Source organism: Micromonospora sp. NPDC004551, from assembly GCF_040609975.1.
In the GTDB taxonomy this organism is placed as follows: domain Bacteria; phylum Actinomycetota; class Actinomycetes; order Mycobacteriales; family Micromonosporaceae; genus Micromonospora.
Genome location: NZ_JBEXLM010000007.1, coordinates 137,929 through 149,423, shown reverse-complemented (window position 1 = coordinate 149,423; position 11,495 = coordinate 137,929). Strand labels below are relative to the sequence as shown.

Below are 11,495 nucleotides of genomic sequence, written 5' to 3'. Positions count from 1 at the left end.
AGGAGCGGCCGGTCACGCGGAACGGGCCAGCCAGCCGACCGGCCGGTCGACCACCCGGCGGATGACCGAGGCGGCGCCGCCGACCGCCGCGGACCGGGCCCCGAGCGCGGCCGGGCGTACCGTCACCGGCGACCAGGCGGCCGTGAGCACCCGCCGGGAGATCTCCGCGACCACCGGCGGGCGCAGCCAGGGGGCGAGCGGGGCGTATCCGCCGCCGAGCACCACGGTGTCCAGGTCCAGCAGGTTCACCACGCCCGCCACGGCCACCCCGAGAGCGGTCCCGGCGTCCGCCAGCGCGGTCCGGGTGGCCGGGTCGCCCGCCGCGGCCAGGTCGGCCAGCCGTGTGGCCGCCGTGTCCGCCGGCAGGTCCGCGCCGGCCAGGCCGGCCGCGGCCAGGATGGCCTCCTGGCCCGCGTACCGCTCCAGGCAGCCCTGGCCGCCGCACCGGCACGGCCGCCCCTGCGGCTGCACCGGGATGTGACCGATCTCGCCGCTCCAGCCGCGCGCGCCCCGGTAGAGCGTCCCGTCGAGCACGATCCCGGCGCCGATGCCGATCTCGCCGGTGATGTGCAGGAAGCTGGTCGAGCCGGGTGGGCCGGCGTGCAGTTCGCCGAAAGCGGCCAGGTTGGCCTCGTTGTCGACCACCAGCGGGGGGATGCCGTCGACCGGCTCGGCGAGCGGGTGCCCGGCGAGCAGGGCGGGCACGTCGACGTCACGCCAGCCGAGGTTGGGCGCGAGCCGGACCAGGCCGCCGCCGTCGACCAGACCCGGCACGGCGAGCGCCGCGCCGGCCAGGGTGAGCCCGTCGCGTACGGCGGCGGCACGGGCCTCGGCGGCCAGCGCGGCGAGCCGCTCCAGGGCGTCGGCGGGAGAGACCGGGCGCAGGTCGGCGCGGCGCACGAGGTGGTGCCTGACGGCCCCGGTCAGATCGACCACGCAGGCGGCCAGGTAGTCGACGTTCACCTCCAGTCCCAGCCCGGCGGGGCCGTCGGCGGCCAGCACCAGCCCGCGGGCGGGTCGCCCGGCCCCGGTGCGCGGCGCGGGCTCCGCCTCGGCGACCAGCCGGCCGGCGATCAGGTCGTCCACCACGGCGGAGACGGTGGCCCGGGTCAGCCCGGTCCCGGCGGCGAGCCCGGCCCGGGACGGCGGTCGGTCGGCCGCGGCGATCCGGCGGAGCACGACCGCGAGGTTGAGTTCGCGGAGGCTGCCCTGGCGGACCGCGCCGGCGGTGCTGGCGCTGGTCACCCCTTGACACTGCCACAGTGCCGCCATTTAATTCAACCACTGAACAAATTGTGGACGACACCACCACCCGGAGGTCCCCATGGCGCCCCGTCCCACCCCCGCGGACAAGTTCTCCTTCGGTCTCTGGACGGTGGGCTGGCCGGCCCGCGACCCGTTCGGCGACGCCACCCGGCCGGAGCTGGACGCCGTCGAGGCCGTCCACCGGTTGGCCGAGCTGGGCGCGTACGGGATCACCTTCCACGACGACGACCTCGTACCCTTCGGCGCCGACGCCGCGACCCGCGACGCCCACCTGACCCGCTTCCGCAAGGCCCTCGACGAGACCGGCCTGGTGGTGCCCATGGTCACCACCAACCTCTTCACCCACCCGGTGTTCAAGGACGGCGGCTTCACCAGCAACGACCGGTCGGTCCGCCGCTACGCCCTGCGCAAGGTGCTGCGCAACGTCGACCTGGCCGCCGAGCTGGGTGCCCGCACCTTCGTCATGTGGGGCGGCCGGGAGGGCGCCGAGTACGACGTGGCCAAGGACGTCCGCGCGGCGCTGGACCGCTACCGCGAGGCGGTTGACCTGCTCTGCCAGTACGTCGTCGACCAGGGCTACGACCTGCGCTTCGCTCTGGAGCCGAAGCCGAACGAGCCCCGCGGCGACATCCTGCTGCCCACCGTCGGCCACGCGCTGGCGTTCATCTCCACCCTGGCCCGCCCGGAGCTGGTCGGCCTCAACCCCGAGGTCGGCCACGAGCAGATGGCCGGGCTGAACTTCGCGCACGGCATCGCCCAGGCGCTCTGGCAGGGCAAGCTGTTCCACATCGACCTCAACGGCCAGCGCGGCATCAAGTACGACCAGGACCTGGTCTTCGGCCACGGCGACCTGCTCAACGCGTTCGCCCTGGTCGACCTGCTGGAGCACGGCGGCCCGAACGGCGGCCCCGCGTACGACGGGCCCCGGCACTTCGACTACAAGCCCTCCCGCACCGAGGACTTCACCGGCGTGTGGGCCTCGGCCGAGGCGAACATGCGCACGTACCTGCTGCTCAAGGAGCGGACCGCGGCGTTCCGGGCCGACCCGGAGGTGGCCGAGGCGCTGGCCGCCAGCAAGGTGACCGAGCTGGCCGCGCCGACGCTGGGCGCCGGCGAGAGCTACGCCGACCTGCTGGCCGACCGCGCCGCGTTCGAGGAGTTCGACCCGGAGGCGGCCGGGGCGCAGGGCTACGGCTTCGTCCGGCTCAACCAGCTCGCCGTCGAGCACCTGCTCGGCGCGCGCTGAGGCGGGCCGCCATGCCGCTCGTCGCCGGGATCGACTCGTCGACCCAGTCCTGCAAGGTGGTGGTCCGGGACGCGGAGACCGGCGCGCTGGTCCGGCAGGGCCGCGCGCCCCACCCGGAGGGCACCGAGGTCGACCCCCAGGCCTGGTGGGACGCCCTGCGGGCCGCCATCGCCGAGGCCGGTGGGCTGGCCGACGTGGCCGCCGTCGCGGTCGGCGGCCAGCAGCACGGCATGGTCTGCCTCGACGAGGCGGGGCAGGTGGTCCGCCCGGCCCTGCTCTGGAACGACACCCGCTCCGCCGACGCCGCCCGCGAGCTGATCGAGGAGGCCGGTGGCGGGGAGACCGGCCGCCGCTTCTGGGCCGACGCGACCGGCTCCGTGCCGGTGGCCAGCTTCACCGCCACCAAGCTGCGCTGGCTGGCCCGGCACGAGCCGGCCAACGCCGACCGCGTGGCCGCCGTCTGCCTGCCGCACGACTGGCTCACCTGGCGGCTGGCCGGCGCCTCCGGGCCGGCCGCGCTGCGCACCGACCGCGGCGACGCCAGCGGCACCGGCTACTGGTCGCCGCGTACCGGTGAATACCGCCTCGACCTGCTGGAACGCGCCTTCGGCCGGCGGGTGGAGGTGCCGGTCGTGCTCGGTCCGGCCGAGGTGGCCGGCCACCTCGACCCGGCGGCGCTCGGCGCAGGCCCCGCCGGCCCGGTCCTGCTCGGCCCGGGCACCGGGGACAACGCCGCCGCCGCGCTCGGGGCCGGGGCCGGCCCGGGCGACGTGGTCGTCTCGATCGGCACCTCGGGCACCGTCTTCGCGGTCGCCGACACGCCGGCCGCCGATCCGAGCGGGGCGGTGGCCGGCTTCGCCGACGCCACCGGCCGGTTCCTGCCGCTGGTCTGCACGCTCAACGCCGCCCGGGTGCTGGACGCGGCCGCCGCGCTGCTCGGCGTCGACCTGGCCACCCTGAGCGAGCTTGCCCTGGCCGCCCCACCCGGCGCGGGCGGGCTGGTGATGGTGCCCTATCTGGAGGGGGAGCGGACCCCGGACCGGCCCACCGCCACCGGCGCGCTGCACGGCCTCACCCTGGGCACCTCGACACCGGCCCACCTGGCCCGGGCCGCCGTCGAGGGCATGCTCTGCGCGCTCGCCGACGGCCTCGACGCGCTGACCGCGCAGGGCGCCCGCGCCGACCGGATCATCCTGGTCGGCGGCGGGGCCCGCTCCGCCGCCGTGCGGCGGATCGCCCCGCAGGTCTTCGGCCGCCCCGTGGTCGTGCCCCCGCCCGGGGAGTACGTCGCCGACGGGGCCGCCCGCCAGGCCGCCTGGGTCGCCCTCGGCGGGGCCGCGCCGCCCACCTGGTCGGTCGGCGACACCGAGGAGTACGGGGCGGAGGCCGTCCCCGCCATCCGCGAGCGCTACGCGGTGGCCGGGGACCGGGTCGTCGACCGGGTGCGGGGATAAACCGGATGCCGGGCGGCCCGCCGGTGGGGATCATCGTGGCGTGCCACCGAATTCCCCGCCCGGAGACGCCGCCCGGCGCAGTCCGCTGCCCGTCTTCCAGTACGACGACGCCGACAGCCCGGTCGACGTCATCGACGCGCTGCTGCTGACCGACTTCGTCACCGGCCGCCACCCCTGGGCACGAACGGTCCGCCTGGCCAAGGTCCGGGCCGGGGCCGCGCTGGTGCCCGAGCGGGCGGCGCTGACCCGGACCGCCATCGAGCGCAACCGGGTGGCCCGGCTCGCCGACGGCGACGGCTGGACGGTACGGGTGGTGAACTGGCGTGGCCGGGGCGCGGAGGTGACGGTCACCGCCGTCGACGAGGCGACCGGTGCGGCCGTCCTGGACGAGATCGTCACGAGCGGGGCGGAGCCGGTGCAGCCGGACAGCGGTCCGATCGGCTTCTGGCACCAGAACCCCCGCCGCGGAGCCCAGCGGGACACCCGGCGGATCACCACCCCGACCTGGGCCGAGATCCGGGCGAACTATCCGGCCGCGGCGGCGACCCGGCTGGACGCGCTGATGGTGGCGACCGCCGAGACGGTCGCCGGTCGGCTGCTGCTCATGCACGGGCCGCCCGGCACCGGGAAGACCACGGCGCTGCGGGCGCTCGCCCACGAGTGGCGCGACTGGTGCCAGGTGGACTGCGTCCTCGACCCCGAGGCGCTCTTCGGCGATCCCGCCTACCTCGCCGAGGTGGCGGTGGGGGAGCACGAGGAGGGCGACGACGGCGAGGACCGGCGGCGCTGGCGGCTGCTGATCCTCGAGGACTGCGACGAGCTGATCCGTGGGGACGCCCGGCAGGCGACCGGTCAGGCCCTGTCCCGCCTGCTGAACCTGACCGACGGGCTGCTCGGCCAGGGGCGCAACGTGCTGGTGGCGATCACCACCAACGAGGATCTGTCCCGGCTGCACCCGGCGGTGACCCGGTCCGGACGCTGCCTCGCCCGGATCGAGGTCGGTCCGCTGTCGCACACCGAGGCGGCCGACTGGCTCGGCACCTCCGCGGGCGTCCCGCCGCAGGGCGCCACCCTCGCCGAGCTGTACGCGCTCCGCGCCGGGACGGCGCCGGCCGGCGCGGTGCCGGTCGAGATCGGCGGCTACCTCTGACCGGAACGGGGGCCCGTGTTCCGGCCGTTATCCGCACCTGATTTGCTGCCGGGCATGAGCAGCGGCACGAGGGTCTCCCGGCGGGGGAACGCGGCGCACCGGTTCTACAGCGTCGTGGTGTTCGTGGTGCTCGCCTCGCTGGACAACGTGGCCATCGGCCTGGTGCCGCCGCTGTACGGGTCGATCTCCGGCGCGCTGGGGGTCTCGCAACGCCTGCTCGGCCTGGTCACCGCGGTCAGCTTCCTGGTCAGCGCGGTCGCCGCGGTGGCCTGGGCGTACGTCGGCGACCGGACCGACCGCAAGCCGCTGCTCATGGTCGGCACGCTGATCTGGGCCGCCGGCACCGGGGGCAGCGCCCTCGCCCAGCACTACCCGGCGTTCCTGGCCGCCCAGCTCGTCGCCGCGATCGGGCTGGGCGCGGTCGGCTCGGTCGGCTTTTCGGTGGTCACCGACCTGATCTCGCCTCGCCGCCGCGGCCTCGTGATGAGCTTCTGGGGCCTGTCCCAGGGTGTCGGCACGCTCGCCGGCACGCTCACCGGGGGCCTGCTCGGCGCCACCGACTGGCGGCGGCCGTTCCTCGTGCTCACCGTGGTCGGCCTGGCCGCCACCGTGGCGTACCTGTTCACCTACGACATCCGGCGCGGGCAGAGCGAGCCGGAGCTGGCCGCGGCGCTCGACGCCGGCGGCGAGTACGACTACCGGATCAGCCGCGCCGACCTGCCCCGGATCCTGGCCCGGCGGACCAACCGCTGGCTGGTCCTCCAGGGGCTTACCGCGCAGGCCGCCTTCGGCTCGCTGGTGTGGCTGCCGGTGCTGTTCAGCCAGCGGGCCGAGGCGCAGGGCTACTCGGCGGCCACCGCCGTGGTGGTGGGCAGTGTCTTCGCCACCCTGTTCCAGCTCGGCGGGGTGCTCTCGATCGTGGGCGGCCTGGCCGGCGACGCGCTGCAACGGCGTACGCCGAGCGGCCGCGCGCTGGTCGCGGCGGTGGGCATCCTCGCGGCCGTGCCGTTCTACCTGGTCCTGTTCCTCGTACCGATCCGGATCGACGTGCCGGACGGCGGCAGCGCCGGCGCGGTGATCGGGGCGGTGCTGGCCAGCGTGTTCACCGAGCCCACGGTGGGGCTGAGCCTGCTCACCGCGGTGCTCGCCCTCGCGCTCACCTCGGCCAACTCGCCCAACTGGTTCGCGCTGATCGCCGACGTCAACCCGCCCGAGCACCGGGGCACGGTCTACAGCCTCGGCAACCTCGTCAACGGGGTGGGACGGGCGGCCGGCAACGGGCTGGTCGGGGTCGCCTTCGGGGCGCTACGGGCGGCCTTCCCGCCGCCGCTGAACTACGCCGTCGGGCTGGCCGCGTTCCAGCTCTTCTTCATCCCGACCGGCGTCATGTACTGGCTGGCCGCCCGCACGTCGCCGGGGGACATCGAGTCGGTCCACGACCTCCTGCACGCCCGCGCCGACCGCCTCGAGGAAGGCACCTCCTCCTGACGCCCGGCGGAGTGACGGGGCCCCTTCCGGACAGAAAGGGGCCCCTCCCTGCCACTGCTCAGGCGCGGAACCAGACGGTCGCGTCGGTGGGGACGGTCCCGTCGGCCAGCGGGGCGCTGGACGCCAGCACCTCGGCGCCGGCGGGCAGCGGCACGGGCTCCGCGCCGAAGTTGGTCAGCACGGTGAGCCCGCCGTTGGTGAACGTCAGCACCTCGTCGCCGGAGGTGAGCCAGTGCAGCGGCCCCCGGGCCAGACCGTGCTCGCGGCGCAGCCGCAGGGCCGTCCGGTACAGCTCGTAGGTCGAGCCGTCGACCCCGCGCTGCCGGTCGAGCGCGTACTCGGCCCAGGTCGTCGGCTGGGGGAGCCAGGACGCGTCGGTCGGCCCGAAGCCGTACGACGGGGCGTCGGCCTCCCACGGGATCGGCACCCGGCAGCCGTCCCGGCCGCGCTGGGTGTGCAGGCTGCGCTCCCAGGTCGGGTCCTGCCGGGCCTCGTCGGGCAGCGTGGTGTGCTCCGGCAGCCCCAGCTCCTCACCCTGGTAGAGGTAGGCGGAGCCGGGCAGGGCGAGCATCAGCAGGCTGGCCGCCCGGGCGCGGCGCAGGCCGAGCGCGGCGTCGGGCTGCGGGTCGCCGATGCCGATCCCGTTCGGGCGGCCGCCGCCGACGGCCAGCCCGAGCCGGGAGGCGTGCCGGACCACGTCGTGGTTCGAGAGCACCCAGGTGGTCGGGGCGCCCACGCTGTCGGTGGCCTCCAGCGAGCGGGTGATCACCGCGTACTGGGCGGGGGCGGTCCAGGCGGCGAGCAGGTACTCGAAGTTGAACGCCTGGTGCATCTCGTCCGGCCGCACGTAGCGGGCCAGCCGCTCGGCCGGCTCCACCCACGCCTCGGCGACCAGGATCCGCTCGCCGTCGTAGGAGTCGAGCAGCCGCCGCCACTCCCGGTAGATGTCGTGCACGCCGTCCTGGTCCCACATCGGAGGGCGCGGCTTGTCCACGTCCTGACCCGAGAGGATCTCCTGCGGCTCCTGCCAGTCGGCCAGGTCGGCCTGCTTGATGAGGCCGTGCGCCACGTCGACCCGGAACCCGTCGACGCCCCGGTCCAGCCAGAACCGGAGGATGTCCAGGAACTCGGCGCGCACCTCCGGGTTGCCCCAGTTGAGGTCCGGCTGGCCGGTGTCGAAGAGGTGCAGGTACCACTGGCCGTCCGGCAGCCGGGTCCACGCCGGCCCGCCGAAGACGCTCTCCCAGTCGTTCGGCGGCTCGGCGCCCTGCGGGCCCTTGCCGTCGCGGAAGACGTACCGCTCCCGCTCCGGGCTGCCCGGGGCGGCCGCGACCGCGGCCTTGAACCAGCGGTGCTCCGACGAGGTGTGGTTGGGCACCAGGTCGACGATCACCCGGAGGCCGCGGGCCTTCGCCTCGGCGATCATCTTGTCGGCGTCGGCCAGCGTGCCGAAGAGCGGGTCGACGTCCCGGTAGTCCGCCACGTCGTAGCCGGCGTCGGCCTGCGGGGACGGGTAGAACGGCGACAGCCAGACCGCGTCGACGCCCAGCTCGCTGAGGTGGTCGAGGCGGGCCGTGATGCCGGGGAGGTCGCCGATGCCGTCGCCGTTCGAGTCGGCGAACGAGCGCGGGTAGATCTGGTAGATGACGGCCTCGGTCCACCAGCCGGTGGCCGGGGTCTCCTGCGTCGCGTCGGTGTTCAGCGCCTTCTCCCTGTCGTGCGTACGGGACGAATTCTTCAGTGTGCCCGGGGCGGCGCGGTCGATTCACGCACCACCAGCCGAGTGGGCAGGATCACCGACGACGGCGTCCGCGGGTCGGTGTCCGGGCGGCGGGGCGCCGGCACCAGCCCGGCGTGCGGGTCGGCGACCCGCACGCCCAGCGGGTCGAGCAGCATCCGGGCGGCGAGAAGCCCCTGCTCCGCCGCCGGCTGGGCGATGGTGCTGAGCCCGAGCGCGCCGGCCAGGTCGTGGTCGTCGATGCCGATCACGCTGACGTCCTGCGGGACGCGCAGCCCCGCGTCGCGCAGCGCGGTCATGGCGCCCATCGCCATCTCGTCGCAGGCGGCGAAGATCGCGGTCGGCGGCTCGCCCCGGGCCAGCAGCTCGGCGGTCGCCCGGGTGCCGCCGTCGACGGTGAACTGCGACTCGACGTCCAGGCTCGGGTCGGGCCGGATTCCTGCCGCGCGCAGCGCCTCCTGGTAGCCACGCCGCCGGTCGAGGTGGGTGGTGAAGGCCAGCTCGTCGTCGGGGTCGCCGGAGATGTGCGCGATCCGGGTGTGGCCGAGGTCGAGCAGGTGCCGGGTGGCCGTCCGCGCCGCGGCCACGTCGTCGATGCGGATGCAGGGCCAGCCGGGCACCCCGCTCCCGGAGCTGATCGTCACGCCGGGCAGGGCCAGCTTGGTCAGCGCGGTCAGGTCGGCCGCGCGCAGCGGGGTGGCGACCAGGATGATCGCGTCCACCCGCTTGTGCAGGCTGGCCGGGCGCAGCACGCGCTGCCGGGTCTGCTCCCGCCCGCCCAGGTTGTAGAGCAGCAGGTCGTAGCCGTTCTGGTGGAGGTAGTCCTCGACCGCCTCGACCACCGTGCCGAAGAACCAGCGGGTGATCCGGGGGACCACCACCGCCACCGTGCCGGTCCTCCCGCCGGCCAGCCGGGAGGCGCTCGGCGAGACCGCGTACTGGAGCTGCTCGGCCGCGGCGAGGACCCGGCGCCGCGTCGCGGCCGAGACCGTCGGCAGGCCGCGCAGCGCCCGGGAGACGGTGGCCGTGGAGACCCCGGCCAGGCGGGCGACATCGTCAATCTTCGTCATCGGTTCCCCCGCTCCGAGCCGCGCCCGCCGCCGCCGGGGGACCGGCGGCGGCGGAGCAGCGGATCAGCCCTTGACGCTGCCGGCGAGGAGGCCTCGCACGAAGAAGCGCTGGAGGGACAGGAACACGATCAGCGGTACGACGATCGACACGAACGCGCCGGCCGTCAGGCGCTGCCACTCGTTGCCCCGGGTGCCGGCCAGCTCGGCGAGCCGGACGGTCAGCGGCGCCGTCTCGTTGCCACCACCCGCGAAGATCAGCGCCACCAGCAGGTCGTTCCAGACCCAGAGGAACTGGAAGATGCCGAACGCCGCCAGTGCCGGGGTGATCAGCGGCAGGACGATGGTGCGGAAGATCTTCGGGTGGGTGGCCCCGTCGACCCGCGCCGCCTCCATGAGGTCCCCCGGGAGCTGCGAGATGAAGTTGTGCAGCAGGAACACGGCGAACGGCAGCGCGAAGCAGGTGTGTGCGAACCACACCTGTGCGAACTTCTGCTCGTCGACCAGGTCCCAGGCGGGGAGCACCTGGATGCCGGCGACGGTCACGCCGGTGGAGAAGAACTTCAGCAGCGGCACGAGGGCCATCTGGAGCGGCACGATCTGCAACGCGAAGATCGCGATGTAGAGCAGGTCCCGCCCCTTGAACCGCATCCAGGCCAGCGCGTACGCGGCCAGCGAGGCGAAGGCGAGCGGGAAGAGCACCGACGGGATGGTGATCGCCAGCGAGTTGATGAAGTAGCTGGCCAGCTGCCCCGATGAGCCGGTGCTGAACAACACCTCCTGGTAGTTCTCCAGGGTGAACTGCGGGTCGCTGAAGAACGTCCACCAGCCGGTGGTCTTGATCTGGTCCTCGGGCCGGAACGAGGAGACGAACAGGCCGAAGGTGGGGATCGTCCAGAGCAGTGCGATGACGATCGAGACGAGCGTGGCGGTGCGGCTGTTCAGCCGCTTCCGCACCCGGGCGGCGCGGGTCGTCTTGCCAGTGGCCTGGGCGCCGACTCCGACGGTGGGCGTGGCGGTGGTCATCTCAGCCCTCCCGCTGCTGACGCAGGTTGCGGATCTGGTAGATCACGATCGGGATGACCAGGACGAAGAGGAAGACCGCGAGTGCGGAACCCTGCCCGTTCTCCTGGTAACGGAACGCCTGGTTGTACATCTCGGTGGCGATCACGTTGGTGTCGTAGTTGCCGTTGGTGGCGGTCCGGACGATGTCGAAGACCTTGAGCGTGGCGATCGACAGGGTCACCAGCACCACGATCAGGGCCGGCCGGATGCTCGGCATGGTGATCTGCCAGAACATCTGCCACGGGCTGACACCGTCCAGGCGGGCCGCCTCGACGATGTCGGCCGGGATGGCCTTGATGGCCGCGGAGAGCACCACCATGGCGAAGCCGGCCTGGATCCAGACCATGATCACGATGAGCAGGAAGGTGTTCAGCGGCGAGTCGAGCAGCCACTGCTTCGGCTCGCCGCCCAGGCTCACCACGATCTGGTTGAGCAGGCCGATCTGGTCACCGTCGCCGCGGTACGCGTAGACGAACTTCCAGATGATCGAGGCGCCGACGAACGAGATCGCCATCGGCAGGAAGATCAGGGACTTGGCGACCGCCTCGAACCGGGCCTTGTCCACGAGGACGGCGTAGATCAGGCCGAACGCGGTGGCCACCAGCGGCACCAGGAGCACCCAGATCAGGGTGTTGATGAGGACCCGGACGATCGAGTCCTCGGCGAACATCCAGCCGTAGTTGCGCAGGCCCACCCAGTTGTTGCTGCCGGCGTCCATGAAGGAGAGCAGCGTGGTGCGGATCGCCGGGACCACCAGCCCGATGACCAGCAGGAGCAACGTCGGCAGCAGGAAGAAGAAGGCGAAGACGCCCTCCCGCTGCTTGCGTCGCCGGGGCAGCGGGGCGCCGCTGGCGGAGGCGGCGACGAGCTGTGCCTCCCGCCGGCGGGCGAACCAGGCCGGCACCACGTCGAGCAGCAGGAGCAGCCCGCCCACCACCGCGACGAAAGCGATCAGCCCGTACATCAGCATGAGGAACTTCGGCTGTTCCGCCGCGAAGTCGAACTCCATCGACCCTCCCTC

9 protein-coding genes are annotated in these 11,495 nt (G+C 74.0%); 4 read left to right on the top strand and 5 right to left on the bottom strand.

Annotation, left to right across the window (positions count from 1 at the left end; genetic code table 11):
* Positions 1-12 precede the first annotated feature (12 nt).
* On the bottom strand, positions 13-1,272 hold the full coding sequence (locus ABZW14_RS11465; protein WP_355343556.1) for an ROK family protein: 1,260 nt from the start codon (positions 1,270-1,272) through the stop codon (positions 13-15).
* A 52-nt stretch (positions 1,273-1,324) separates the two neighbouring features.
* Here ABZW14_RS11465 and xylA point away from each other — a divergent pair, with 52 nt between their 5' ends.
* Genes xylA through ABZW14_RS11445 form a run of 4 tightly spaced genes read left to right on the top strand, consistent with a single transcriptional unit; the run spans position 1,325 to position 6,604 of the window.
* Positions 1,325-2,512 carry a xylose isomerase gene (gene xylA / locus ABZW14_RS11460; protein ID WP_355343553.1) on the top strand — a complete coding sequence of 396 codons (1,188 nt, stop codon included), beginning with the start codon at positions 1,325-1,327 and terminating at the stop codon, positions 2,510-2,512.
* 11 nt (positions 2,513-2,523) lie between these two features.
* Complete coding sequence (gene xylB / locus ABZW14_RS11455) at positions 2,524-3,966, top strand: xylulokinase (RefSeq protein ID WP_355343550.1); 1,443 nt, start codon at positions 2,524-2,526, stop codon at positions 3,964-3,966.
* Positions 3,967-4,006: 40 nt separating this feature from the next.
* Positions 4,007-5,116, top strand: a complete 1,110-nt coding sequence (locus tag ABZW14_RS11450; protein ID WP_355343547.1) for a DUF5925 domain-containing protein — start codon at positions 4,007-4,009, stop codon at positions 5,114-5,116.
* A gap of 54 nt (positions 5,117-5,170) precedes the next feature.
* Positions 5,171-6,604: an MFS transporter gene (locus ABZW14_RS11445; protein ID WP_355343544.1), complete on the top strand. Its 1,434-nt coding sequence runs from the start codon at positions 5,171-5,173 to the stop codon at positions 6,602-6,604.
* Between the two features lie 58 nt (positions 6,605-6,662).
* Here the strand turns inward: ABZW14_RS11445 and ABZW14_RS11440 are convergent, their stop codons facing one another.
* The 4 genes from ABZW14_RS11440 to ABZW14_RS11425 form a co-directional block, all read right to left on the bottom strand.
* Entirely contained in the window at positions 6,663-8,306 is a 1,644-nt protein-coding gene (locus ABZW14_RS11440; protein ID WP_355343931.1) for a glycoside hydrolase family 13 protein, read from the bottom strand.
* Positions 8,307-8,341: 35 nt separating this feature from the next.
* Positions 8,342-9,412: a LacI family DNA-binding transcriptional regulator gene (locus tag ABZW14_RS11435; RefSeq protein WP_355343541.1), complete on the bottom strand. Its 1,071-nt coding sequence runs from the start codon at positions 9,410-9,412 to the stop codon at positions 8,342-8,344.
* Between the two features lie 63 nt (positions 9,413-9,475).
* Positions 9,476-10,435: a carbohydrate ABC transporter permease gene (locus ABZW14_RS11430; protein ID WP_355343538.1), complete on the bottom strand. Its 960-nt coding sequence runs from the start codon at positions 10,433-10,435 to the stop codon at positions 9,476-9,478.
* A gap of 1 nt (position 10,436) precedes the next feature.
* Positions 10,437-11,483, bottom strand: a complete 1,047-nt coding sequence (locus ABZW14_RS11425; RefSeq protein ID WP_355343535.1) for a sugar ABC transporter permease — start codon at positions 11,481-11,483, stop codon at positions 10,437-10,439.
* Positions 11,484-11,495 lie beyond the last annotated feature (12 nt).